Genomic DNA, 24,152 nt, shown 5'->3' on the forward strand with positions numbered 1-24,152 from the left:
AAGATCACACAAATCACTACAACAATACCAATCAGCGCATAGATTCCAATCGCTCCTTGAAACATACCTGCCTCCTGTCGTATAGGTGAGGGAAGGTTTATTCTAGGGAAACATCTGGAGACTGTCTAGGCGTATATCGCCTACAAAAAGAGGGGTGTGAGGGAGGAGTGGATATGCCACTACCACAGGCAAAGCATGCATGGCTGCATCTTTGCGCTTTTAAAACCTTAAACGACTTCGAGTGACAGTTCAGCAGGTTTGTAGATTGCCAGTATATTGTTGTCAGCCACGATATCTTCCGCCAGGTACATAATGTCCTGCGCCGTCATCAGTTCAGGCATGCTAGCGGTGTAGGTCAGGGGTTCTTCCAGCCAGTTGTTCATGATTTTTCCTTTATATGTGATCTGTATAAATCTATAACGTCATAGCGGATGAATTCTTGATGGCAGGCACCGCATCATTCACGGTTATTTACATCTGCTATTCATCCTGTTAATCAATAGCTTACAGTCCATGTATGAAGATTTAATGAAGTAAATGTGGAAAGCATGTGTCACAGGCTTGCCTGCTGGTACAAAGAGAAAAATACGCGCAAAATGACTTGAAGCTTATGGCGCTACTAACTCTATGAAAGCGGCTTACGATGAAAACTTTTCAGGTGGTCGGCATCCTAGCCGTGGCATTCATCACAGGTGTAGGTGTACTCTACTGGCAGAATCTGGCGGATGACCCATTAGACCAGCCGCTCAGTGAGTTGGCGCAGACGATGAATCAATGTGACCTGATTGCCAGCAAGGCGGCTGCAGAGTTGCCTGAAGCGCTGCCTTTCCAGAAGCTGGAAAAAATGGCCAGGCAGTCGCGGGTGCTGGATAGGTGTATGCAGGATCGTGGCTATCAGCAAAATCCGGCTTGGGTGGCCAAAGCGAATGCACGCGCGAGTGAAATCGCCCAGGCACAAAGTATCTCGCAGGACGAGGCCTACGAAACCCTGCGCAGGCAGGCGATGTTAAAGGATGATGTGGCGGGCACCAATTACTGGCGCGCGCGTAAGTAAACGATTAGCGCTTTTGCCCCAGGTAATCGGTTTTGCCTAAAGGCACGCCAATGTGGCGCAGGATGTTGTACGCGGTGGTGCTGTGAAAGTAGACATTTGGCATTACCCATTTTTCCAGGTAATCAATGCCGCTAAACGTCAAGTCGGCTTTGCGTATGGTGAGCACCACTTCTTTGTGCTCAGCGCCTTCTAATTGCGCGGGCTGGATCTGTGATAAAAAATCCAGGGTCTTGGCTATACGCGCATACAGCATCTCAAAACTGGTTTCATCATCTGCATATTGCGGGATCTCCAGCCCGGCCAGCCTGGCACCAGCACCTTTGCTCATGTCGCTCACTAGTTGTACCTGGCGGGTCAATGGATACATATCGATAGACAGCCGGCTATTGAGTATCGCCGCTGGCTCGACTTTTTTCTGCTCGGCATATAGTTCGCCTTGTTGCAGGATATGTTTCAGGTTGTGAAGGTTGCGCACCAGTGGCGCGATACTGACATCATATAAATGCATGGCTGACACTCTCAATATTCATAACGACGATATTGTAACGCCTCCGCGATATGCGCATCATTAATCGTTTGGCTCCCCGCTAAATCTGCAATCGTCCGTGCCAGTTTCAGGATGCGGTGATAGCTGCGCGCAGAGAGCGAGAATTTTTTCATGGCCGCCTGTAGCAGCGCATTGCTTTTGTCATCCAGCTGGCAGTGTGCTTCAATTTCTAGCGGTCCCAGTGCGGCATTCGGTTTGTTCTGGCGCTGCATCTGCCGCTGCCTGGCCATCATCACACGCTCGCGGATAGTGGCACTGGCTTCGCCAACCTGGCTATGGCTTAACTCTTCCGGTTTGAGCGCAGGTACTTCAATATTCATATCAATGCGATCCAGCAACGGGCCGGAAAGCTTGTTTTTGTAACGCGCAATCTGCTCCGGCGTACAGCGACAGCGCTGGTTATAGTGGCCGTAATAGCCGCATGGGCAGGGGTTCATGGCCGCAAGCAGCTGGAATTGTGCCGGGAAAGTCGCTTGCCTGGCCGCGCGGGAAATGGTGATCATGCCGCTTTCCAGCGGCTCACGCAGGACTTCCAATACTTTTCTGTCAAACTCAGGCAATTCATCAAGAAATAGCACACCATGATGCGCAAGGCTGATTTCACCCGGGCGTGGCACGCTGCCACCGCCCACCAGTGCCACGGCTGACGCTGTGTGGTGCGGCGAGCGAAACGAGCGCTGTTTCCAGCTAGCTGCGGGAAACTGGCTATTGAGCGACAAAATCGCTGCGCTTTCTAGCGCTTTCTGTGTCGTCATGGCGGGCAAGATGCTCATAAACCGATGCGCCAGCATGCTTTTCCCTGTGCCTGGTGGACCGCTCATCAGCACGCTGTGTTGCCCGGCGGCGGCTAGCTCCAGCGCACGCTTGGCGCGCAATTGCCCTTTCACTTCACGGTAATCCGACAGCACTGGCGGCTCACTATGCGTCATGGCCGGCTGCTGCGGTAAAACCTGTTTCTCCGATAAATGTGCGCACACTGCCAGCAGGCTGTCAGCGGCATAAATCGTTGAACCTTCAACCAGGCTGGCTTCGTATGCACTCTCTTGGGGCAGAATTGCCGCCCGCATATTTTCGGTATCCTGACGGAGCTGATAAGTCATCGCCAGTGCGCCGCGTATAGGACGCAGTCCACCCGTGAGGGCCAGTTCGCCGGCAATCACATAATTGGCCAGATGCTTTTTAGGAAGTTGGCCAGAGGCGGCCAGAATGCCAAGGGCGATGGGTAAATCATAGCGACCCCCTTCTTTGGGTAAATCCGCAGGTGCGAGGTTGACGGTGATCCGTCTGGCCGGGAACTCGAATTGCGCAGTCTGAATCGCGGCGCGAACGCGGTCCTTGCTCTCTTTGACCTCGGTTTCAGGCAATCCGACAATGGTAAAGCTAGGCAAGCCATTTGCTAAATGTACTTCTACAACTACTTCCGGTGCTTCCATACCGCTTAACGCGCGGCTATACAAAACTGCCAGACTCATGCTGCACCCCTGCTTAACGGAATGCTAACAATTGTAAATTAATTTTTACTTTCTGTTGTGTGAGCCTGTTCCAACGCAGTGATTTTTTCTTCCAGCGCACGCAATTGTTGCTGGGTGCGGGCTAGTAAAGCCGATTGAATATCAAATTCCTCACGCGAAACAAGTTCCATTTTGGTGAGCACGCCCTGAATTAGTGCATGAATATTTGATTCAAGCTCTGAAATTGGGCTTGAATCAATTAATTGTTTGATTTTAAAAGATAATTCTTTAATTCTCTCGTTTGAAAATAGCATGATTGAGTGCTCCTTTTTCTCGAATTTTAACATGCAAAGCGGTTGGGGATATAGGTTTATAGCGCTGTTTATTTATATAAATCAATAAAAATCAATTACTTATAAAAGTATTTTTATTATTAATTTATATTAAATTCCATAAGATATTGATTATAAACGATTATATATATTGGCACATGCTTTGCTTAGTCGTCAATGTTGTTTCATTATCGTTTACAACAATTCGATCAAGACTTTTATAGAGAGAGGACTCATAAATGCGTCAATCTATTTTGATTACAGCAGTGTTAGGCACCTTGTCATTGGCACAAGTTTCTTATGCAGCTGAAGAAGCAAAAGAGGAAGCGAAATCTCCTTGGGCAGCGACAGCCAACATTGGCTTCGTGTCTGATTACTACGCGCGCGGTATTTCACAAAACTGGCACAAACCTTCTGTGCAAGGTGGCCTGGATATTACGCATGACAGCGGCTTTTACGTCGGTGCCTGGGGTTCTAACGTCACGCCAAACACATTTCCTGATGCTACGGCTGAAGTAGATGTTTACGGTGGTTATAATGGTGCCGTACCTGGCATTGAAGGTTTAGGTTACAGTGTCGGCTTGATCGGTTACTTGTATCCAGGTGGTTCATGGAAAAAATACAGAGGTTCTGCTTCTGTTGGACCAGATGGTGCAAATACAGTATTGACGCCACGTGGCGGCCGCTGGGATACCGCTGAAGTTAACTTTGGCCTGGCTTATGGTTGGGTGAGTGCCAAGCTTTCTGTGACATTGACTGACTGGTTTGGCGCTGAACGTGCTACCGGCTGGGATGGCAGCACTAAAGGCAGTACCTATTTTGAAGTGAATGCGAACTATCCATTGCCATGGTGGGATCTGACATTGGTTGGTCACGTGGGCCAATTGAATGTGAATGGTAAACTGGATACAACATTCTCAAGCGATGGCGGCACAAACCTGCCAAGTACAAGCTGGTCAGGTGCTTCCAGCCCTGATTACACTGACTACAAAATCGGTTTGAGCAAAGCGTTCAAGATCGGTGCTTCTGAAGGTTGGAACGGTGGTATCTACTACGTAGGTGCCAGCAACAAGCAGTACTGGGGCGAAAACGGTTACGGCGGCACAAGCTTTAACGGTAAAGGCGACAGTGTGCGTGCACAAAGTAAAGACTTGAACGAAGGTCGTTTGGTATTGACCCTGACTCGTACGTTCTAAGTACAGTCAACACGATTGCTGTAAACACATCTGGCAGGCACGGTGCCTGCCAGAGTTAACAACAGGAGAAGCAAATGAAATTTGTGTCCGCAATAATCAAGCCATTCAAGCTTGATGAAGTGCGTGAAGCTTTGTCCAATATTGGGGTACAAGGCATCACTGTCACTGAAGTTAAGGGGTTTGGACGCCAAAAGGGGCATACCGAGTTGTATCGTGGCGCTGAATACGTCGTAGACTTTTTACCAAAGGTAAAACTCGAAGTCGCCATCAAAGACGACATGCTAGATCAGGTGGTGGATGCCATCGAAAAAGCAGCGGCGACAGGCAAGATTGGCGATGGCAAAGTATTTGTCTTCGATTTGGAACAAGTTTATCGTATCCGCACCGGTGAAACCGGTCCGGATGCGTTATAGGAGAGGGCTTCAGTTATGAAGAAAATTCTTTCTGTATTATCGCTGGTCGCCCTGATGGGTTTGGCAGCAACGCCTGTCGCATACGCTGAAGAAACTGTGACAGAGACTGTGACAGTGACGGAAACAGTCACGCCTGATGCTGCACCTGCCGCGGAAGCGCCAGCAGCAGAAGCTGCGCCCGCTGAAGCCGCTGAAGCACCTGCGACACTGGATGTAGGCAATACCGCATTCATGATCATCGCGACGGTGCTGGTGATCCTGATGACGATTCCTGGTTTGGCGCTTTTCTACGGCGGCCTGGTACGCCAGAAAAATATGCTTTCAGTATTGATGCAGGTTTTCGTGGTGTTCTCGCTGATCTCTGTGTTGTGGGCGGCTTATGGCTACAGCCTGACATTTACTGAAGGCAATATGATTGTCGGTGGCTTAAGCAAGGCGTTCCTGTCTGGCATCACTACTGACAGCCTGACGGGCACGATTCCTGAATACGTGTTCCTGACCTTCCAGATGATTTTTGCTGCGTTAACGCCTGGCCTGATCGTTGGTGGTTTTGCAGAGCGTATCAAGTTCTCTGCAGTGCTGCTGTTTACCGCTTTATGGGTGACATTCGCTTATATCCCGATCGCGCACATGGTGTGGGGTGGTGGTTACCTGGCTGAACTGGGTGCCAAAGACTTTGCTGGTGGTACTGTGGTGCACATCAACGCTGGTGTAGCGGCATTGGTAGGTGCATTGATGTTGGGCAAACGTATCGGTTACGGTAAAGAAGCCATGCCTCCGCATAACCTTGTGATGACGATGATCGGTGCTTCATTACTGTGGGTGGGTTGGTTCGGTTTCAACGTAGGTAGCGAATTGGCTGCAGATGCTACTGCTGGTATGGTGCTGGTGAATACACAATTGGCAACGGCTGCTGCGGTATTGGGCTGGATCCTTGCTGAATGGTTGTTCAGAGGCAAGCCTAGCATGTTGGGTGCGGCTTCAGGTGCGGTTGCTGGCCTGGTAGCGATTACGCCGGCATGTGGTTTCATCGGCCCTATGGGTTCTATCATCCTCGGTTTCACTGCCAGCTTCGTCAGCTTGTGGGGCGTGACCAAACTGAAAGGTGCACTGGGTTACGACGATTCTCTGGATGTGTTCGGCGTGCATGGCCTGGCTGGTATCTGGGGTGCGGTAGGTACTGGCGTGCTGATGGCGCCTGGCTTGGGCGGTGTGGGCTACGCTGAAGGCGTGACCATGGGTGGCCAAGTAACTACGCAGATTATCGCGGTGGTTGTAACGCTGATCTGGACCGGTGTTGTGAGCGTGATCCTGTACAAAATTGTCGATGTCGTGGTTGGTCTGCGTGTCAGCGAAGAGTACGAGCGCGAAGGCCTGGATACGACAGAGCATGGCGAACGTGCCTATAGCTTGTAATGGATAGCACTCTCAAAATGATTAGCAGTCTGTGACCACAGATCTGCTGGGAAAAACGGCTCTTTCAGAGCCGTTTTTTTTGAACTAAATCCAGTGCAGGGTTACCAACGCACTGGGCCTGAATTACAATAACTTCATTATGGCAAATGCACAGTCGGATTTAACGCCTCTTCAACGAGTTTCCCAACTAATCAGTTTTGAAAAGCAGGACATCCTGCTATTGGTTTACCTTACCATGGGCTACGGCCTGTTGGGCATCGCAACGCCTGTTGCCGTGCAAACCATGGTCAATCTCGTCACCATGGGTGGCGTGCTGCAACCTCTTTACGTCGTCGGCTTTATCCTCTTTTGCCTGCTGGCGCTTTCCGGGGCGATCTATGCGATTGAAAGTTTCCTGGTGGAACTGATCCAGCGCCGGATTTTTATACGCAGCAGTTTGCTGATCGCCCAGAACACCCAGCAGATCCATATCTCGGTGTATGACAAAAACAACCCGGTAGAACTGGTGAATCGCTATTTCGATATCCAGACTGTACAGAAATCGGTTGCGACACTGCTGACCATTGGCCTGACGGCTTTGCTACAAGGCCTGATAGGCAGCATTGTGCTGCTGTTTTACAGCCTGTATTTCGGCATCCTGGTCATCATCATGCTGGTGGTGCTGTGGGCAGTCATTTTCTGGCTGGGCAAGCAGGCTGAGCAAACGGCTCTACATGAATCCAAGGCCAAATACACGATGGCGGCCTGGCTGGAAAATATCGCCAGGAACAAATGGCTATCTAAATTCTATGGTGCCAAGCAACGCACGCTGGATAAGACAGAGCACCTGGCACAGTATTATCTGAGCGCCAGGAGTGATCACTTTAAAGTATTAATGACGCAACTTATCAGCGCGGTCAGTATGTATGCGGTGATAGGCACTGGCATGCTGGTGTTGGGCGGTACGCTGGTGATCAAGGGGCAGATCAACCTCGGGCAATTTGTCGCCGCAGAGCTGATTATTTTTGGCGTGTTGTCGGCTTTCGTGCGCTTTATCACCAAGCTGGAGTATTTTTACGACCTGCTGGCCGCGGTGGATAAGTTAGGCGTACTGGAAACATTGCCGGTGGAGGCTTCAGGCCAGCATCAATCGAATGGCGAGGGCTATCACCAGTTGCAGGCCATAGACCTGAGCTTTAACCATCATCATCAAACCGCCTTGGTCAACAAGCTCAACTTTAGCGTACAGCGCGGGCAAAGCCTGGCCATACTCGGCGCCCTGGGCACAGGTAAAAGCACGCTCCTGGAGCTGATTGCCGGTTTGCGGCAGCCGGAGCAAGGGCATTTGACCTATAACGGTATAGATTTGCGGCAACTGAATTTAAACCACCTGCGCGATCGCATCGGTGTGGCGAACAAGGTAGAGTGGCAACAAGGCACGATTCTGGAGAATCTGCGACTGACCAGAAACGGCATTGAGATAGATGTGATTATCGATGTCTTGCAAGCGTTGGGCTTGTGGGAGGACATCAGCAAACTGGAACGCGGCATCGAAACCGAACTGACGGATTACGGTGCGCCCATGTCTTACACCCAGCTGCAACGCCTGATGCTGGCACGAGCCATCATAGGGGCACCGGATTTGATGATTGTCGATGGGTTACTCGATGGCCTGGCCCAGCATGAACTGGAGCAGGTGTTGACCGTGCTCAAGCGCTACGAAGCAAACTGGATGTTGATTGTGACCACGCGCTTCAAGCATATTGCACAACAGTTCCAGCAGGTGATCACGCTGGATAGCACAAACGGTAAGTCAGGGGCTGAACATGCATAATAAAGTGCAAACAAGCCTGATGCGTGGCGTTGAAACTCCGGACCGGCTGCGGATATGGATCAAGCGTATGGCCTGGCTACTGCTGGTGTTGCCGACCATTTTCATGTTTTTACCCTGGCAGCAAAATGTGACCGCCTTGGGCAAAGTCACTGCCTATTCGCCTTCAGAGCGTGTGCAAACTATTGATGCACCAGTGAGTGGCTTGATCAATCGCTGGCATGTACAAGAAGGCACGCAGGTGAAAGAAGGTGATCTGCTGCTGGAAATCAGCGATACCGATCCTAACTTCAAGCAACGGCTGGAAGCGCAGCGCGATAACCTGCAAAGCAAATTCACCGCCAAACAGGATGAATTAAGTGCCTATGAGCTACAAAAGCAAAGCCTGACCGCAGCCAGGGACGCCAAAATTTCGGCTGCCCAATATAAGCTCGATGTGGCCAACCAGAAGATACGCAGCAGCCAGGAAGCTGTGAACTCCGCCCAGGCAACCCTGGATGCAGCCAGCTTGCAGGTGGCACGTCTGCAACGTTTGTTTGGTGATGGCCTGGTTTCCAAACGTGACCTGGAAGTAGCCGAGCGCGACCATATTATCGCCAGCCGTAACCTAAGTGCTGCGCAGGCGCAATGGCAATCCGCCAAGGCGGAAAACAGTTCTGCCGGGGCCGATATCCAGCAGATCCGCTCGGATACACAGGCTTATCTGGATTCTACTTCGGCGACCATCAATAAGATCAAGGGCGAAATGGCTGATAGTGAAAACAGCCTGCATAGCTCCGAAATATCCTTGGCGCGGCAAAACATGCAAAAAATCGTTGCGCCACGTGACGGTACTATTTTCCGCCTGCCGGTGAACTCGCAATCGCAAATCATCAAGCAGGGAGACCCTTTGCTGGTGATCGTGCCGCACACCACGCAACGCGCTGTCGAGTTATGGGTCGATGGCCGTGACGCGCCGCTCATCACCCAGCGCAGTGTGGTACGGCTGGAATTCGAGGGCTGGCCGGCCATCCAGGTGCCAGGCTGGGCACAAGTCGGGGTAGGCACATTTGAAGGCGAGATTTCTTTTGTGGACCCGACTGATAATGGCAGTGGGCATTTCCGTATCATGGTCATACACAAACCCGGTTCGCCAGAATGGCCTTCACCGCGATTCCTGCGGCAGGGCATCAGCGCCAAAGGCTGGGTATTGCTGGAGCGCGTGACCATAGGTTACGAGATATGGCGCTTGCTGAACGGGTTCCCACCGCGTATTCCACACGAGCTGTCACCGTTGAACACTGGCGCGAGCAAACCAGCATGAGGCGGATAAACGGCCTATGGCAGTGTGCCAGCTTATACATGCTGATCTGCCTGGGCAATATGGCGTGCGCTGAAGAAGTCAGTGATACGCGCACCCGGCAGCGATTGGAAAAACCGGAAGGCCGCGCCCTGCAAAACTACAGCCAGCAGCCGGCACAGCCATTGCACGACGCGATCAAACAGCAGCAACGCAAGCCGTCAGTCGCAGTTGATCTCAAGCGCGCGCTGCAGCCGTTTGATAATCCCGAAGACGATAGCATGCTGCCCGAAGCACAAGGTCAGCAGGTGACGATCACCGATATCCGCCAGCGTGCATTGCAAAACAATTTGCAGGTGAGAGTCGCGCGTATGGACCCGGAACTGGCCAGGCAGTCATTGCGCGAAGAGCAAGCCAAGTTTGACCAGGTGATTTTTGCTTATGCCAAGTACGCCGAAAAAGATACGCCAGCCATGTCGGGCGATAAAGTGATTATCAAATCTGATAATCCGCTGCTGGATGGCGAATTGGCAAAGTTGAACACTGATGCGCAGAAAAAACAATACTGGGATGTTGAAGCCGGCATCAAGGTGCCGTTGCGTACCGGTGGTACGGTGACCTTAAGTGCTCCGCTGGAAAACCGGCAAAGCCTGGGCAAATTCGCCAGTGACCAATACCGCAGTGCCCTGCGCTTTTCATTCAGCCAGCCCTTATTGCGCAATGCCGGGCGTGATGTGAATGAAGCCAGCATCCGTATAGCCGAGCTGGATCGGGACGGCGTACAGTTGCGCACCCGTTTGCAAACTATCCGTATTGTGGCCATGGTGGATAAAGCCTACTGGGAGTTATACGAAGCCTGGGCGGCGCTGGATGTGAGGAAAAATCAGTTTGAATATGCCAGCCAGAATATGTCCATGGTCAAACGCCGGGTACAGGAAGGCCTCACCGCTGCTGTAGAGATCAATCGCGCCGAGATCGGTGTCGCTGATCGCATGGAAGCGCTGATTATCGCTGAAACCAACCTCAAACTCGCGCACAGGCAATTACAGTTTTTGTTGAATGACTTGCCGGATGACCAGGAAAAGCAATCGCCCTGGGTACCTGCGACCCCGCCTAACCTGGTCAGGTTCGAGTTTGACCGTGCGCACCTGATCCGTGACGCGCTCGATAGCCGCATTGAACTGCTGGACCAGGAGCTGAAATTAAGTGCTGACCTGATCCAGATTGACTATTTACAGAACCAGACATTGCCGATGTTTTCACTGGATTATCAATATGGCGCATTATCAGGCTCTGGCGAGCGCTTCAGCGATATCGGCCAGGATTTGTTTGATGGCCGCTACCGCGACTGGTCGCTGGGACTGAAGTTCGAGATGCCGGTCAGCAACGAGGCACGCAAAGCCAAGCTGGACCGGGCAGTTGCGCAGCGCATGCAACGCCTGACCACAAAAACATTGCAAACGCTGACCGTGAAACGCGAGATTCATGATGCGCTGGATAAAATAGACCAGAACTGGCAGCGTATCATTGCGGCGCGGCAGCAGGTATTGGTCGCTGGCATCAACTACGAAGCCGAACTCAAGCAGTTTAATGAAGGATTGCGCACCATGACTGAAGTACTGGAAACCCTGACCCGCCTTGGCGAAGCGCAACTCAAGGAGATACGTGCTATCAGTGATTACCAGATCTCGCTGGTCGATGTGGCTTTTGCGACTGGGACAGTATTAGGTCACGGCCAGATCAGTTTGCAGTAGTGTTTTTTAAAGTAAGCTAATGGATTTGCCGACGGGAGATTTGATTATGCCGGGTCTGCTGATGGCTTCGCGCGCACCAATTCGCTAAATTGCGATAAATTCATACGCTGTATGCCGGACTTCTCGCCATTTTTACGTGGCGCCGATCGAATATCATCCGCCTCAAAAATACTGATACGTTGCGTACCGAATCTCGTTTCCACCAACACTACCGGCACGCGTTTGCGCACCAATTCATGTTTCTGCTTGCCCGGACGGTCTGACATGCGGTATTGCTGCTCATCGCCGTGATAGGGGATATTCTGATTGAGCAGGTATATCTCCAGTTCTTTGGCGCTTTCGGCGAAGACGTGGATATCCGTATCGGCATAAGGCCCGGCGGTGCCGTCCAAGACCGAGCCAGTCAGGTGCGGATTGAATTTTTGTAATAGCTGCATGGTCAGCAACGCTGCCTGGCGCAGATCCAGCAAATGGGCAGCGTCGGCTTCGTCGGCATACAAGGCATGATATTCGCGCAAAGCCATATCGATTTCGGCATTGGTTGGCAATGGCGCATCCTGCTGTATCCCCAGTACCTTCACCGCCTTGCGCTTGGCGCGCGCGTAGTCGCTGATGCCTTCTTCAAACATCAGCCTGGCTGCCGATTGCGCTATTTCCTGGCGCAGGTCATTTGGAAAGTCGTCAAACATACGCGCTTTTTAACAATCAATCTCTAGTTAGGGCTCAATAGTTTTGCAGCAGGGTTGACCGGCGCTTTTCTGTCCTCATCGCCGCCGGAATGTTCACCGATCAAGCGCTCGAGGAAGGAAGGTTCATCTTGCTCCGGCGCTTGATCGCTTTCCGGGTCAAACAATCCTGGCAGGTTTTCAGGTTTCGATTGCGGCAAGTGTTCTTCATAGAAGTACTCAAAAATGCCCTGGTCATCTTCGCCCACCTGCGCGCCAGTGTAAGTGTCCACTTTTAGCTGCAGGATGCCCTCAGGCACTTTGTACTGATAAATCGGCACCCCTTTGAGTGTGTCCTGCATGTATTTGATCCAGATCGGCAAGGCGGCACGGCCACCGGTTTCGCCACGCCCCAGGTTGTGCGGGTTGTCATAACCGACCCAGGCCACTGCGACTTCTTTCGGGTGGTAGCCGGCGAACCAGGCATCAAACTGGTCATTGGTGGTGCCGGTTTTACCAGCGATATCCGGGCGACGCAGCGACAGGGCGGCACGTGCCGTTCCGTCACGCACCACGTCTTGCAGCATGGTGGTGATAATGAAGGCATTACGCTGGTCTATGACCCGCTCTTGCGAGATATGCTTGCCTGGTTGCACTGCCATCACCACTTTGTCACGGCTGTCTGTGATTTTTTCTATCAGGTAAGGGTGTACCTGGTATCCGCTGTTGGCAAAGGTCGCATACGCTGCCGCCAATTGCCAGGAGGTGGTAGAACCTGCGCCCAACGCAGTTGATAAATAGGGTGGGTGGTCTTTAGGATTAAAGCCGAATTTACGCAGGTAATTTTGCGCATAGCGCGCACCGATGGCATTCATCAGGCGGATGGAAATCGTATTCTTCGATTGTGCCAATGCTTCACGCAAACGCATGGGTCCGGCGTATTTCTCATCATAGTTGCGTGGCTCCCAGTTGCTGTTGCTGCCGGTTTCGGTAGAGGCAAAGCTGATAGGCGCATCTTCAAATACGCTGGCCGGCGAGTAACCTTTTTCCAGCGCTGCAGAGTAAATAAACGGTTTGAAACTGGAACCAGGCTGGCGACGGCCTTGGGTCACGTGGTTGTATTTATTACGCAGGAAACTGAAGCCGCCTATCAATGCATTGACCTGACCGGTTTCCGGGTTGAGCGCAATAAAACCGCTTTCTACTTCTGGCAATTGCACCACCATCCAGTGATCGTTTTGCTGGTAGACGCGAATCACGGCACCTGCGACCAGTGTGGTCGGTGTGCGTTTGGCGGGTGGCATATGGTTTTTCACCAGCAACAGGGCTTTATCCTGCAACTTGAGCACGGTGCCACGCTGAGTGACCAAAGTGAGCAGGTTGGGTTCGACCTTGGTGACCAAGGCGGGCACAAACTGGTTGTAAGTGACAAAATCACGCAGTAATTCCCTGGCTTCCGAAGCTCGCATTTTGCCCGATGGCAATGGAATGACTTTTTCCGGACCGCGGAACCCATGGCGCAGCTCAAAGTTGATGATGCCCTGTATCACGGCTGCATTGGCGGCTTCCTGGTGCTGTTTGTGGATGGTGGTGTAAACCTTGAATCCGCTGCTATAGACTTTTTCACCATAACGTTTGTACAAGCTGGTACGGACAATTTCAGACACATATTCTGCGCCCAATGCCTGCACCATGCGTTTTGAAGACTGGAACTTGAGCGGTGCCTGCATGGCGGTCTCAAATTCATTTTGTGAAATCATGTTGTAGCGGCGCATGTCGCGCAGTACTTCATGCTGGCGCCTGATGGCAAAGTCCGGGTGTATATAAGGGTCGTATTTGCTAGGCGCCTTCGGCAGGCCGGCTAGCAGGGCAGCTTCAGCCAGGTTGAGTTGGCGAAGGTCTTTATCAAAATAGGTTTTCGAGGCCGCGGCAAACCCATAGGCACGCTCGCCCAGGTAAATCTGGTTCAGGTAGAGTTCGAGGATTTTATCTTTGCTGATGGCGTTTTCAATCTTAATCGCCAGCAGCGCTTCCTTGATTTTGGTCCACATGTTGCGTGGCGTGGTCGGGCTGCTGAAAAAGTTCTTCGCCACTTGCATGGTGATGGTGCTGGCGCCTTCGTGGCCGCGCCCGGTCATGTTGTTGCGGATCGCCCGCAGAATGCCAGTAGTATCAATGCCGTTGTGCTGGTAAAAGCGCCGGTCTTCGATCGCCAGGATGGCGTCTTTCATCACCTTGGGCGTCTGTTCAATCGGTACAAACGCGCGTCTTTCCTGGCCAAACTCACCGATGAGGTTGCTTTCAGCATCGTAAATGCGCAAGGGAAGTTTCGGGTGGTAATCGGTCAGGGCTTCCAGCGACGGCAGTGAAGGGTAAAGGATGCTTATCATCAATACCAGTAGTGCCGCGACGATCAAACTGCCGATGATGGAGATAAAAAGAAAAGACTGTAACCAGCGTTTTGAATTCATGCCTAGTGTTGCCATCGTGAGAATTACCCCTGAATTGTAATCTTTTTTTGCTGATTCATCGGCAGTTAATTATGGAATCATGCAAATTGTCAGGGCTCGTCTATATCTATGAGCAATAACATAATTTACACAATTTACATTAATGCATAAAAAATTGATGGGTTGGCACGTTTGATGCATGCCCCTTTAAGAATTTAATACTAGCAAAGGGCAATTCAGTTGAGTCTGGGCTTTTTACAACGGAAAAAAACCAGTTTTATCGGTGTGGATGTCAGCGCGACCGCCATCAAGATGGTGGAGCTATCGGCGATTGGCAAGCACCAGTTCCGACTGGATGGTTACGCCAGCGTTGCCCTGCCTAAAGGTGTGATCAGCGACGGCAATATCAATGATTTAACGCAGGTGGCAGACACGATACGTTCTGCCTGGCGATTACTGGGCTCGCGTGCGCGGCAAGTGGTCATGGCGTTGCCTGCATCTGCTGTCATTTCAAAACGCGTCATCATGCCTGCCGGTTTAAGCGATGAAGACCTCGAGTTGCAGGTCGAAGCCGAGGCGAATCAGTACATTCCGTTTCCGCTGGAAGAAATGAATCTGGATTTCCAGGTGCTGGGGCCGATAGGTAAAAGCACAGATGAAGTGGAAGTGCTGATTGCCGCAGCCAAAAAAGAAAAGATTGATGACCGTGTCGCCGTGGCTGAAGAGGCTGGCTTGAAAGTCAGCATCATGGATGTAGATGCCTACGCCACAGAAACCGCTTACAGCCAGATTTTTAAGCAATTACCCGCGCATACCAAAAAAACCGTGACCATGATTCTCGATATCGGTGCCCATGTGACCCATATCAGCGTGATGGTCGGTTTGCATTCGGTGTATTCGCGAGAGCAGGCATTTGGCGGCGCCATGCTGTCACAGGAGATCCAGCGCCGGTTTGGGCTTTCTCCTGAAGAAAGCGAGATTGCCAAACGCCAGGGTGGCTTGCCTGATTCTTATGACCAGGAAGTATTGCAGCCGTTTTTGCAGACGCTGGCAGGTGAAGCGGCGCGTGCCGTGTCTTTCTTCACTAACTCGACCCAATACAACAAAGTAGACCATTTGCTATTGGCAGGTGGCGTGGCCGCGACTGAAGGCCTGGCTGCACTGATCCAGCAAAAAACCGAGATACACACACTGGTGGCTAATCCGTTTCACGGCATGACGCTGGTGAATAAAGTGAAACCGTCACAACTGGAGACTGACGCACCTGCGCTGATGATTGCCTGTGGCCTGGCATTGCGAGGGGTAGACGCATGATTAAAGTCAACCTGCTACCGCACCGACAGATCCGCCGTGCCGAACGGCAGCGTGAGTTTGGCCTGATGGCATCGCTGGTCGCTACTGCCGCCGCAGCCATCCTGTTTGTCAGCTGGAGTTATGTGGGTGCGCAGATACGTACCCAGCAAGAGCGTAACCAGCGCCTGCAGGACGAAATGGGGCGCCTGGATAAAGAAATCGCCGTGATTGTGACGCTTAAAGAGCAGATCAAGCACGTGCTTGAGCGCAAGCAGATTGTGGAAGGCTTGCAAAGTGACAGGAACCAGGCAGTGCAGATTCTGGATGAACTGGCCAGGCTGTTGCCGGAAGGCGTATCGCTGAAAAGTATCAAGCAGATCGAAAATGAGATAGAACTGAAAGGCATCGCCGATACTAATGCCAGGGTGGCTTCACTGGTGCATAACCTGAGCGGCTCGGCCATCATCCATAGCCCCAACCTGGTGGAAATCAAGGCCAGCACTAATCAGCAAGACATCAAGCAATATGAGTTTGTAGTCAAGATTACGCTCAAGCAAGAGCAAGCGGATGATAGCCAGGCCAAGCAAAAGCCTGCGGCACCACAAGGATAATGCGCGTCATGCAACTTTCGGATTTTAACAATATTGATTTAAAAAACGCCGGCAACCTGCCAGTGCCCATGAAAGTGGTGCTGCTGACCATATTGGCTGCTGTGGTGCTGGTGCTCGGGTATATGTTTCTGCTCAACCCTAATCTGAAGGAGTTGCACGCCGAAAAAGAAAAAGAGCAAGGATTGCGCGATGAATACCTCGCCAAAAAGATCCAGGCGCTGAAAGTGCCAGCCTATGAGCAGCAAGTGCAGGAGATCCAGCGTACCTTTGGCGTGTTGCTCAAGCAATTGCCGGATAAATCAGAGATGGATGGCTTGCTGACTGATGTGAACCAGGCCGGTTTGAGCCAGGGATTATCGTTTGAGGCTTTTGTGCCGCAGCCGGAAGTGTTTGCCGAGTTTTATGCCGAAAAGCCTATCAATATCAAGGTGTTGGGGCGTTATCACGAACTGGGTGCCTTTGTGACCGAAGTGGCCAAATTGTCGCGGATTGTCACCTTGCACAACTTGCAAGTGCAGCCGATGGCCAAAGATGACAAGCAGCCACACAGAGATATTCTGGTCATGGAAGCGGTGGCAAAAACCTACCGCTACCTGGACGCGGAAGAAGTCGCCGCACGCAAGGCACAAGAAGACGCCAAGGCAGGTAAAAAATGATGCGCATTCAATCCCTGTTAATCATCAGTCTGACCCTGCTTCTGGCGGCATGCGACGCGCCAAAAGAGGATGATCTGACGCAGTTTATGAACGAAGCCGAGCATACCCCGGTTGCGCCGATTGAGCCATTGCCGCAAGTGCAGGGGTTTTCGCCCAAGCAATATAACGCGGATGGCACGCTGCATGACCCGTTTGTGCCACGCAAGGCGACGGTGCATAACACTTTCCAGCCCGACCTCAAGCGCCATAAAGAACCGCTGGAAGCTTATCCGCTGGAAAGCCTGAAGTTTGTCGGCGTGATGAGCAAGGCGAGCAAAATATTTGCCACCATACAAACGCCGGATAACATGGTTTACCAGGTCAAGCCAGGCAATTATGTAGGCGAGAAGCTGGGGCTGATCACCGCGCTGGCTGAAAACAGACAGACGTTGAAGTATGAATTAAAAGTTAAAGAGACCATTCAGGATACGGTAACTGGTGAATGGACCGAGCAAATGACGACATTGGAATTGCAGGAACATCAATGATGAAAACACTTATATCTTTTGCTACACCGCTAGCATTATTTTTCGTTGGGATGACAACGCAACCAGTGATGGCGGCAGACATGCCCGCGGCTAATAATCAATTGCAGGCGGTTGAAGTGACGACGCTGCCGGGAGGCCGCCTGAACGTACAGTTGCAAATGGCACGGCCTTTGTCCGCAGCCCCGGCCAGCTTCACCTTGTCGAATCCGCCAAGAGTGGTGTTTGATATCCCTCGCACCAGTAATGCAACGGGTAAAAATGTGGTGGCTATCAATCAAGGTGCGTTGAAATCCGTGCAAGTCGCGCAAGCGAATGATCGTAGCCGCATCGTACTGAATTTATCAAAACCGGTGCAACACCAGTTGCAGTTACAGCAAAATAACTTGCTGATCGCGCTTGCGCAGGAAGGCGGCGAGCTGGTACCCGCCACCGCTGCTGCAAAAAGATTCTCGGAACCAGCCGCAGTTGCCAATCATCGCATCCAGAATATTGATTTTGTGCGTGGCAAAAATGGCGAAGGCCGCATCCTGGTCGACCTGTCTGACAGTCATGTGGGCGTGAATGTGCGTAATGCCGGTAAAACAGTGGTCATCGATTTCACTAACACAGAGTTGCCAGAATCCTTGCAACGCCGCCTGAATGTCACCAATTTCAACACGCCGGTACTGTATGTCGACGCCATGCGACACAACAACCAGGCGCAAATCGTGATTGAGCCGCAGGGCGACTGGGAACAATCGGCTTATCAGGCAGACCGCAAGCTGGTGGTGGATATACGGCCATTGGTGAAAGATCAGAACAAGTTAATCCAGGGCTCCAAGCAGGGCTATGCTGGTGAAAAGCTATCGCTTAATTTCCAGCGTGTCGATGTCAGGGATGTACTGAAAGTGATTGCTGACTTCACAGGTAAAAATATCGTCGTCAGCGACTCTGTTTCTGGCAGTGTCACCATAGGCCTGAAAGATGTGCCATGGGATCAGGCTTTGGACGTCATCATGCAAAGCAAAGGCCTGGATATGCGGGTGAACGGCAGCGTGATTTCCATCGCCCCGGCGGAAGAGTTTGCGGCCAAAGAGAAAGCACAATTAACAGCTGACGCAGAGCGTGAAACGCTGGAAACGTTACGCACAGAAGTGTTTTCCTTAAAGTATCAAAAAGCCGCTGATTTCAGGAATATGTTGCTGGGTGGTGGTGCCGGTGGGGCTGCAGCGCCGAGTGCTTCATCATCCACAGGCTCTTCAGCAGGACGTTTGAATCGTATCCTGTCGCAACGTGGCAGCGTGACTTTCGATGCACGTACCAATACCATTTTTGTGCAAGACACGACCAAAAAACTGGAAGAGATCCAAACCATCATTAATAAAGTGGATGTGCCGGTGAAGCAGGTGATGATTGAATCGCGCATGGTGATCGCTTCCAATACCTTCTCCAAAGCGCTGGGTGCGCGTTTCGGTATTCAGCAAACGGGTACGCCTGGCAGTAACTCTGCCGTGGCGATTGGTGGCAACATCGGTAATAGAGCCACCGCTTATACTGCACCAACAACGCCAACCGGTAATGGTACCTACACCCAGGGCACGCAAGGTGGTACTGTGCAAACAGTGACTGGTTTTGATAACGGGCGTGTGGACCCAAATGGCTATCTGCTGAGTTCCAATGGTCAACCTGACCTGATGTCCAACTTGCCAGTGACCAATGCCTATGGCGGGATCGCCCTGAGCCTGCTCAAGTTGTCCGCTAACTTGTTGTTAAACCTGGAGTTGTCGGCCCTGGAAGCGGATTCTCGCGGTAAAGTGATTTCCAGCCCGCGTGTGACCACTGCCAACCAGCAAAAAGCACGCATTGCACAAGGTGTAGAGATCCCTTACCAAACGGCGACCAGCAGCGGCGCAACAGCGGTCAGCTTTAAGAAGGCTGAATTAAGCCTGGAAGTCACACCACAGATCACGCCTGATCAGAAGATCATCATGGATCTGGATGTGCGTAAAGACAGCAGGGGTGAAGTATTGCCTGGCGGCGTCGCTATCAATACGCAAAACGTGCAAACACAAGTGTTGGTCGGCAATGGTGAAACGGTTGTCCTGGGTGGCATTTATGAGCAAGTATCACGTAAGAGTACTGACAAAGTGCCTTTCTTTGGTGACTTGCCTGTCGTCGGCTATGCGTTCAAGCGTAATACCAAGCAGGAAGACAAAACCGAGTTGCTGATTTTTATCACCCCTAAAGTCATGGATGAGACGCTGGCCCTGAACTAATTCCCGGTTGCTAGCCCGCTGTTACTGACAGCGGACTAGCTTTGCCTTAAAATGCCCAACTGGATCGGTTGGGCTTTTTTTATGGGTGAGCGTATACCAAACAATATCTTTTTAATCGGTTTAATGGGCGCAGGCAAAACCACGGTAGGCAAATTGATCGCCAAAAGCCTGGGAAAAACCTTCTATGACACCGATCATGTGATCGAGCAGCGCACCGGCGTTAAAATCCCTACCATCTTCGAGCTGGAGGGGGAGGCCGGTTTTCGCAAGCGCGAAACGTCTACCCTTGAAGAGTTTGGGCAGCAGGACAATATCGTGCTGGCCACCGGCGGCGGCGCCATTATCGCGCCAGAGAATCGCGCTATCCTGAAACAATATGGCTATGTGGTGTATCTGCGGGCAAATGTGAATGAGCTATATCTGCGCACCCGCAATGATAAAAATCGCCCCTTGCTGCAAAATGTCGATGTCAAAGCCAAGCTGGAACAGCTGTTTCATGCCCGCAACCCCTTGTATACCGAAACAGCCGATTTAATCGTGGATACCGGACATCAACCGGTGGCTGTCATCATTCAAAAAATAGAAACCGCATTGCACGCGCTGGAGTCCTCATGCAAACCTTGACTGTTAGCCTAGCTGACCGTAGCTACCCTATTCATATCGGCAATGGCCTGCTGAATCAGGCCGAGCTGATTCTGCCACACCTGAAACGCAAGCAGGTGGCGATTGTAAGCAACACCACCGTTGCTCCTTTATATATGCAAGCACTTGCCCAGCCTCTGCGTGACGCGGGCATCAGTGTCATTGAGATCATTCTGCCAGATGGCGAGGCTTACAAAAACAGCGAAACACTGCAAACGATTTATGATCATTTACTGCAGAATCGCTGTGAACGTAACACAACGCTGATTGCACTTGGTGGCGGGGTGATCGGCGACCTGACCGGCTACGCGGCGGCGACCTATCTGCGTGGTGTGCCATTTATCCAGGTGCCAACGACATTGTTGTCGCAAGTGGATTCCAGCGTGGGTGGTAAAACCGGGATTAACCATCCATTAGGTAAGAACATGATAGGCGCGTTTTACCAGCCTAAACTGGTATTGGCTGATATTGATACCCTGAAAACCTTGCCGCAGCGTGAGTTATCGGCAGGCGTGGCGGAAGTCATCAAATATGGCTTGATACGCGATGCCGATTTTTTTGACTGGCTGGAAATCAACATGTCTGCACTGATGGCGCTAGAAACTGCCGTGACCAGCTATGCGATATATCGCTCCTGTCAGAACAAGGCCGAAGTAGTGGCAGTTGACGAGCATGAGCAGGGCGAACGTGCTTTGCTGAACTTGGGCCATACCTTTGGTCATGCGATTGAGAACGCCATGGGTTACGGCGTATGGCTGCATGGTGAAGCGGTTGCGACCGGCACTGTGATGGCGGCGGATTTATCCCAACGCATGGGCTGGCTGAATGCCGCCGAAGTGCAGCGCATCAAGGCGATTTTGCAAGCGGCCAAATTGCCGATTGAGGCGCCGGACTTCGGCGCTGAAGAGTATTTGCGGTTGATGCAGCTGGATAAAAAAGTATCCGATGGCCGCATACGCCTGATCTTGCAGCAGGCGATAGGCAAGGCTGTGATCACCGCTGATTATGATGCCGATAAACTACAGCAGACGCTCTCGCTGGCCGCTTAACAGAAAATAGAGATCAACAGTGACCTTAGCCAGCTTTGCCGCGCATCCCGAACAAACGCGTGGTCGAAAGGTCATTGAGCAAGAGTCGCCCACGCGCAACGTGTTTCAGCGTGACCGCGACCGCATTATCCACTCCACTGCTTTCCGCCGCCTGGAATATAAAACCCAGGTGTTCGTGAACCACGAAGGCGATTTGTTCCGCACCCGCCTGACACACAGTATCGAGGTCGCACAGCTGACGCGCGGGATAGCGCGTACGCTAGGTTTGCATGAGGACCTGGCCGAAGCGATTGCACTGGCGCATGATCTTGGCCATACGCCATTTGGGCATGCCGGGCAGGATGCGCTTAATCATTGCATGCGCGATTTTGGCGGATTCGAGCATAACTTACAGTCTTTAAGAGTGGTCGACCTACTGGAAAACCGTTACGCCAGCTTTGACGGATTAAACCTCACGTTTGAAGTGCGCGAAGGTATCCTCAAACATTGTTCGCGTAAAAATGCCGAACAATTGGGTGATGTCGGTGAGCGCTTCTTACGTAAAGAATCCCCTAGCCTGGAAGCCCAGGTGACTAACTTTGCCGATGAAATTGCCTACAATAACCACGATGTGGATGATGGTTTGCGTTCTGGCCTGATCACTATTCAACAGCTATCTGGTATCCAGTTGTTTGCCGAAAATATGGCCGAAGTAAAACACCTGTATGGTGAGATTGAAGAGAAGCGGCTGATCCATGAAACCATCCGGCGCATGATTAATGTGCTGGTGGTGGATTTGTGTGAGCAGAGCCAGCAGGCCATCGCAAGCCTCAATCCAGCAGCGATAGAAGATGTACGTAAAGCGCCGTATCTGGTCGGCTTTAGCAAGCAAATTGCTGATAAAAACCATGAACTGAAGCAATTCTTGCACAAGCATTTATACCAGCACTACAAAGTCAATCGCATGAGCGCCAAAGCTAGGCGGATTATTGAGGAGTTGTTTGCAGCCTTCATGCAATCGCCCAAATTAATGCCGGATGAGCATCAGCTCGCAGCCAAACAGGATCAGGCGCGTGCAGTCGCTGACTATATTGCGGGCATGACAGATCGTTATGCGATTCGTGAGCATAAGCGGCTTTTTTCTGTTGAGGAAAGCTGGTAAAGCAGGGATTGTTCGTGGTGATATCTGCATGGGCGCTGATATCCAAGCTGGCTGGGCGATACTGCCAGGTTTGTGGTTGGTGGTGTGTGGGAATAAAGCAGGTATTAAAAAAGCGAGTGGCAGTTTTGCGCACTCGCCTTTTTTACGGCAGTCAGCTATTTAGCGACTTGTCTTTCACGCATTTCATCCAGCGTTTTGCAATCAATACAAAGGGTGGCTGTTGGGCGTGCTTCCAGGCGTTTCAGGCCAATTTCAATGCCGCAACCTTCGCAGTAGCCGTAGTCGCCAGCATCAATATTGCGCAATGTCTCATCAATTTTCTTGATCAACTTACGTTCGCGGTCACGGTTGCGCAACTCTAAAGCCATATCTGACTCTTGGCTGGCGCGGTCGTTTGGATCCGCAAAGCTAGTCACTTCGTCCTGCATGGTGTGCACCGTACGGTCAATATCGTGACTGAGTTCAGCTTTCCAGTTATTGAGGATTTTCTTGAAATGATCCTGCTGTTTTTTGTTCATGTACTCCTCACCGGCCGCTGGCTGGTAAGGGACAAAAGATTTGTTAACGGTGTCTGCCATGATGGTTCCAAAGGACGAAACTACTTGATATTACTGCCTTTACGGCGCTTTTTACTGCATTACGTTAATCAATAATCGCGCGAGTTTACACCGATTTTATGGGCTTGCAAAGTATCTTTGTCAAAGGGCGCCTTTGCCAGTTAGGCCTGTTCTCTGAGTTCCAGCGCCTTCAGCGTATTTTCCATCAGGGTTGCCACCGTCATCGGTCCGACGCCACCGGGTACCGGTGTGATATAAGCGGCACGTGACTTCGCCACCTCGAACTCAACATCGCCCGCCAGTTTGCCATCCGGCAGGCGGTTGATGCCGATATCCACCACAATCGCGCCTGGTTTAATCCATTCGCCTTTGATCAAACCAGGCTTGCCTGCTGCCGCTACCACGATATCTGAGCGCAATACATGCGCTGCCAAATCCTTGGTATGGCGATGGCAACTGGTCACCGTACAGCCAGCCAGCAATAATTCCAGCCCCATGGGACGGCCCACGTGATTGGAAACGCCGACCACTACCGCATCCAGCCCCTTCAGGTTAATGCCACTGGCTTGCAGCATTTTTATGACGCCATAAGGCGTACAAGAGCGTAATTGCGGTTGGCGCACAGCCAGTAAACCAATGTTGTATGGGTGAAAGCCATCCACATCTTTGGCCGGGTCTATCAATGCCAGAATGGCTGATTCATCAATATGATGCGGCAGGGGCGACTGTACTAAAATGCCATCCGTATTTGGGTCTTGATTCAGGGTTTCAATCAGGCTGAATAACTCAACTTGTGAAATGCTGGATGGCAATCTATGCGCTTGGGAAACAATGCCCACTTTCTCGCAGGCGATCTGTTTGTTGCGTACATAAATGGCAGAAGCCGGGTCGTCACCCACCAACACCACTGCCAGGCAGGGTGCGCGTTTGCCGGATTGCAGGCGTTGATCAATGTTATTTTTAATATCGTCTAACAGTTGATTGGCAATTTGCTTACCATCAATAATGTGTGCGCTCATGAGCAAAAAATCATCGTTAAAAATAGAATTTTATC

23 protein-coding genes are annotated in these 24,152 nt (G+C 51.5%); 15 read left to right on the forward strand and 8 right to left on the reverse strand.

Annotation, left to right across the window (positions count from 1 at the left end):
• Window positions 1–227 precede the first annotated feature (227 nt).
• Window positions 228–383: a hypothetical protein gene (locus ACSSVF_RS04865; RefSeq protein ID WP_379033177.1), complete on the reverse strand. Its 156-nt coding sequence runs from the start codon at window positions 381–383 to the stop codon at window positions 228–230.
• Between the two features lie 260 nt (window positions 384–643).
• Between ACSSVF_RS04865 and ACSSVF_RS04870 the strand changes: the two genes are divergently transcribed.
• Window positions 644–1,054: a hypothetical protein gene (locus tag ACSSVF_RS04870; RefSeq protein WP_492405839.1), complete on the forward strand. Its 411-nt coding sequence runs from the start codon at window positions 644–646 to the stop codon at window positions 1,052–1,054.
• 4 nt (window positions 1,055–1,058) lie between these two features.
• On the opposite strand, the gene ACSSVF_RS04875 is transcribed toward ACSSVF_RS04870, so the two are convergent.
• The 3 genes from ACSSVF_RS04875 to ACSSVF_RS04885 are packed head-to-tail and all read right to left on the reverse strand — an operon-like array spanning window position 1,059 to window position 3,366.
• Window positions 1,059–1,562 (reverse strand): DUF1993 domain-containing protein, encoded by a 504-nt coding sequence (locus ACSSVF_RS04875; RefSeq protein ID WP_492405840.1) that lies wholly within the window; start codon window positions 1,560–1,562, stop codon window positions 1,059–1,061.
• An 11-nt stretch (window positions 1,563–1,573) separates the two neighbouring features.
• Window positions 1,574–3,073, reverse strand: a complete 1,500-nt coding sequence (locus tag ACSSVF_RS04880) for a YifB family Mg chelatase-like AAA ATPase (protein ID WP_492405841.1) — start codon at window positions 3,071–3,073, stop codon at window positions 1,574–1,576.
• 38 nt (window positions 3,074–3,111) lie between these two features.
• Complete coding sequence (locus ACSSVF_RS04885) at window positions 3,112–3,366, reverse strand: accessory factor UbiK family protein (protein WP_492405842.1); 255 nt, start codon at window positions 3,364–3,366, stop codon at window positions 3,112–3,114.
• 257 nt (window positions 3,367–3,623) lie between these two features.
• Between ACSSVF_RS04885 and ACSSVF_RS04890 the strand changes: the two genes are divergently transcribed.
• The 6 genes from ACSSVF_RS04890 to ACSSVF_RS04915 all read left to right on the forward strand — a co-directional run bounded on the left by ACSSVF_RS04890 (window position 3,624) and on the right by ACSSVF_RS04915 (window position 11,252).
• A complete protein-coding gene (locus ACSSVF_RS04890) occupies window positions 3,624–4,580 on the forward strand; it encodes a TorF family putative porin (RefSeq protein WP_492405843.1) in 957 nt (318 codons plus the stop codon).
• 74 nt (window positions 4,581–4,654) lie between these two features.
• Complete coding sequence (glnK, locus tag ACSSVF_RS04895; RefSeq protein WP_018986930.1) at window positions 4,655–4,993, forward strand: P-II family nitrogen regulator; 339 nt, start codon at window positions 4,655–4,657, stop codon at window positions 4,991–4,993.
• A 15-nt stretch (window positions 4,994–5,008) separates the two neighbouring features.
• The gene (locus ACSSVF_RS04900) at window positions 5,009–6,409 is read left to right on the forward strand and encodes an ammonium transporter (RefSeq protein WP_492405844.1); all 1,401 of its coding nucleotides are present in this window, start codon (window positions 5,009–5,011) and stop codon (window positions 6,407–6,409) included.
• Between the two features lie 139 nt (window positions 6,410–6,548).
• On the forward strand, window positions 6,549–8,222 hold the full coding sequence (locus ACSSVF_RS04905; RefSeq protein WP_492405845.1) for a peptidase domain-containing ABC transporter: 1,674 nt from the start codon (window positions 6,549–6,551) through the stop codon (window positions 8,220–8,222).
• Window positions 8,215–9,522 (forward strand): HlyD family secretion protein, encoded by a 1,308-nt coding sequence (locus ACSSVF_RS04910; protein ID WP_492405846.1) that lies wholly within the window; start codon window positions 8,215–8,217, stop codon window positions 9,520–9,522. Before ACSSVF_RS04905 ends, ACSSVF_RS04910 begins: the two co-directional genes overlap by 8 nt.
• Window positions 9,523–9,560: 38 nt before the next feature.
• Window positions 9,561–11,252 carry a TolC family protein gene (locus tag ACSSVF_RS04915; RefSeq protein WP_492405847.1) on the forward strand — a complete coding sequence of 564 codons (1,692 nt, stop codon included), beginning with the start codon at window positions 9,561–9,563 and terminating at the stop codon, window positions 11,250–11,252.
• A 44-nt stretch (window positions 11,253–11,296) separates the two neighbouring features.
• Here ACSSVF_RS04915 and ACSSVF_RS04920 read toward each other — a convergent pair whose 3' ends face one another.
• Window positions 11,297–11,941 (reverse strand): hypothetical protein, encoded by a 645-nt coding sequence (locus tag ACSSVF_RS04920; protein ID WP_492405848.1) that lies wholly within the window; start codon window positions 11,939–11,941, stop codon window positions 11,297–11,299.
• A gap of 23 nt (window positions 11,942–11,964) precedes the next feature.
• Window positions 11,965–14,403, reverse strand: a complete 2,439-nt coding sequence (locus tag ACSSVF_RS04925; RefSeq protein ID WP_492405849.1) for a penicillin-binding protein 1A — start codon at window positions 14,401–14,403, stop codon at window positions 11,965–11,967.
• A gap of 204 nt (window positions 14,404–14,607) precedes the next feature.
• Between ACSSVF_RS04925 and ACSSVF_RS04930 the strand changes: the two genes are divergently transcribed.
• The 8 genes from ACSSVF_RS04930 (at window position 14,608) to ACSSVF_RS04965 (ending at window position 22,541) form a co-directional block, all read left to right on the forward strand.
• Window positions 14,608–15,681, forward strand: a complete 1,074-nt coding sequence (locus ACSSVF_RS04930) for a pilus assembly protein PilM (protein WP_492405850.1) — start codon at window positions 14,608–14,610, stop codon at window positions 15,679–15,681.
• Window positions 15,678–16,271 (forward strand): PilN domain-containing protein, encoded by a 594-nt coding sequence (locus ACSSVF_RS04935; protein ID WP_492405851.1) that lies wholly within the window; start codon window positions 15,678–15,680, stop codon window positions 16,269–16,271. Before ACSSVF_RS04930 ends, ACSSVF_RS04935 begins: the two co-directional genes overlap by 4 nt.
• An 8-nt stretch (window positions 16,272–16,279) precedes the next feature.
• A complete protein-coding gene (locus tag ACSSVF_RS04940; protein ID WP_492405852.1) occupies window positions 16,280–16,927 on the forward strand; it encodes a type IV pilus inner membrane component PilO in 648 nt (215 codons plus the stop codon).
• Window positions 16,924–17,454 carry a pilus assembly protein PilP gene (locus tag ACSSVF_RS04945; RefSeq protein ID WP_492405853.1) on the forward strand — a complete coding sequence of 177 codons (531 nt, stop codon included), beginning with the start codon at window positions 16,924–16,926 and terminating at the stop codon, window positions 17,452–17,454. Before ACSSVF_RS04940 ends, ACSSVF_RS04945 begins: the two co-directional genes overlap by 4 nt.
• A gap of 50 nt (window positions 17,455–17,504) precedes the next feature.
• The gene (locus ACSSVF_RS04950) at window positions 17,505–19,709 is read left to right on the forward strand and encodes a type IV pilus secretin PilQ (protein ID WP_492406307.1); all 2,205 of its coding nucleotides are present in this window, start codon (window positions 17,505–17,507) and stop codon (window positions 19,707–19,709) included.
• 81 nt (window positions 19,710–19,790) lie between these two features.
• Window positions 19,791–20,333 (forward strand): shikimate kinase, encoded by a 543-nt coding sequence (locus ACSSVF_RS04955; protein ID WP_492405854.1) that lies wholly within the window; start codon window positions 19,791–19,793, stop codon window positions 20,331–20,333.
• Window positions 20,321–21,400, forward strand: coding sequence for a 3-dehydroquinate synthase (gene aroB, locus ACSSVF_RS04960; protein WP_492405855.1), 1,080 nt, complete (start codon window positions 20,321–20,323; stop codon window positions 21,398–21,400). The genes ACSSVF_RS04955 and aroB overlap by 13 nt, the downstream gene beginning before the upstream one ends.
• Before the next feature lie 19 nt (window positions 21,401–21,419).
• Window positions 21,420–22,541, forward strand: a complete 1,122-nt coding sequence (locus ACSSVF_RS04965) for a deoxyguanosinetriphosphate triphosphohydrolase (RefSeq protein WP_492405856.1) — start codon at window positions 21,420–21,422, stop codon at window positions 22,539–22,541.
• A gap of 155 nt (window positions 22,542–22,696) precedes the next feature.
• Here the strand turns inward: ACSSVF_RS04965 and dksA are convergent, their stop codons facing one another.
• Together dksA and folD are read right to left on the reverse strand one after the other, a co-directional pair.
• Complete coding sequence (gene dksA, locus ACSSVF_RS04970; RefSeq protein ID WP_379033123.1) at window positions 22,697–23,119, reverse strand: RNA polymerase-binding protein DksA; 423 nt, start codon at window positions 23,117–23,119, stop codon at window positions 22,697–22,699.
• A 140-nt stretch (window positions 23,120–23,259) separates the two neighbouring features.
• A complete protein-coding gene (gene folD, locus ACSSVF_RS04975) occupies window positions 23,260–24,117 on the reverse strand; it encodes a bifunctional methylenetetrahydrofolate dehydrogenase/methenyltetrahydrofolate cyclohydrolase FolD (RefSeq protein ID WP_492405857.1) in 858 nt (285 codons plus the stop codon).
• Window positions 24,118–24,152 lie beyond the last annotated feature (35 nt).

This window comes from Methylophilus sp. E2MeOHC9 (genome assembly GCF_058744375.1).

What these genes read in the sequence shown, in the direction of transcription:
- ACSSVF_RS04920 (WP_492405848.1), bottom strand. Translation starts at nt 11,941, where the DNA reads ATGTTTGACGACTTTCCAAATGACCTGCGCCAGGAAATAGCGCAATCG.
- ACSSVF_RS04950 (WP_492406307.1), top strand. Translation starts at nt 17,505, where the DNA reads ATGACAACGCAACCAGTGATGGCGGCAGACATGCCCGCGGCTAATAAT.
- ACSSVF_RS04915 (WP_492405847.1), top strand. Translation starts at nt 9,561, where the DNA reads ATGCTGATCTGCCTGGGCAATATGGCGTGCGCTGAAGAAGTCAGTGAT.
- ACSSVF_RS04910 (WP_492405846.1), top strand. Translation starts at nt 8,215, where the DNA reads ATGCATAATAAAGTGCAAACAAGCCTGATGCGTGGCGTTGAAACTCCG.
- ACSSVF_RS04925 (WP_492405849.1), bottom strand. Translation starts at nt 14,403, where the DNA reads ATGGCAACACTAGGCATGAATTCAAAACGCTGGTTACAGTCTTTTCTT.
- ACSSVF_RS04955 (WP_492405854.1), top strand. Translation starts at nt 19,791, where the DNA reads ATGGGTGAGCGTATACCAAACAATATCTTTTTAATCGGTTTAATGGGC.
- ACSSVF_RS04885 (WP_492405842.1), bottom strand. Translation starts at nt 3,366, where the DNA reads ATGCTATTTTCAAACGAGAGAATTAAAGAATTATCTTTTAAAATCAAA.
- ACSSVF_RS04870 (WP_492405839.1), top strand. Translation starts at nt 644, where the DNA reads ATGAAAACTTTTCAGGTGGTCGGCATCCTAGCCGTGGCATTCATCACA.
- ACSSVF_RS04865 (WP_379033177.1), bottom strand. Translation starts at nt 383, where the DNA reads ATGAACAACTGGCTGGAAGAACCCCTGACCTACACCGCTAGCATGCCT.
- aroB (WP_492405855.1), top strand. Translation starts at nt 20,321, where the DNA reads ATGCAAACCTTGACTGTTAGCCTAGCTGACCGTAGCTACCCTATTCAT.
- ACSSVF_RS04890 (WP_492405843.1), top strand. Translation starts at nt 3,624, where the DNA reads ATGCGTCAATCTATTTTGATTACAGCAGTGTTAGGCACCTTGTCATTG.
- dksA (WP_379033123.1), bottom strand. Translation starts at nt 23,119, where the DNA reads ATGGCAGACACCGTTAACAAATCTTTTGTCCCTTACCAGCCAGCGGCC.
- ACSSVF_RS04905 (WP_492405845.1), top strand. Translation starts at nt 6,549, where the DNA reads ATGGCAAATGCACAGTCGGATTTAACGCCTCTTCAACGAGTTTCCCAA.
- ACSSVF_RS04945 (WP_492405853.1), top strand. Translation starts at nt 16,924, where the DNA reads ATGATGCGCATTCAATCCCTGTTAATCATCAGTCTGACCCTGCTTCTG.
- glnK (WP_018986930.1), top strand. Translation starts at nt 4,655, where the DNA reads ATGAAATTTGTGTCCGCAATAATCAAGCCATTCAAGCTTGATGAAGTG.
- ACSSVF_RS04940 (WP_492405852.1), top strand. Translation starts at nt 16,280, where the DNA reads ATGCAACTTTCGGATTTTAACAATATTGATTTAAAAAACGCCGGCAAC.
- ACSSVF_RS04875 (WP_492405840.1), bottom strand. Translation starts at nt 1,562, where the DNA reads ATGCATTTATATGATGTCAGTATCGCGCCACTGGTGCGCAACCTTCAC.
- ACSSVF_RS04935 (WP_492405851.1), top strand. Translation starts at nt 15,678, where the DNA reads ATGATTAAAGTCAACCTGCTACCGCACCGACAGATCCGCCGTGCCGAA.
- ACSSVF_RS04900 (WP_492405844.1), top strand. Translation starts at nt 5,009, where the DNA reads ATGAAGAAAATTCTTTCTGTATTATCGCTGGTCGCCCTGATGGGTTTG.
- folD (WP_492405857.1), bottom strand. Translation starts at nt 24,117, where the DNA reads ATGAGCGCACACATTATTGATGGTAAGCAAATTGCCAATCAACTGTTA.
- ACSSVF_RS04880 (WP_492405841.1), bottom strand. Translation starts at nt 3,073, where the DNA reads ATGAGTCTGGCAGTTTTGTATAGCCGCGCGTTAAGCGGTATGGAAGCA.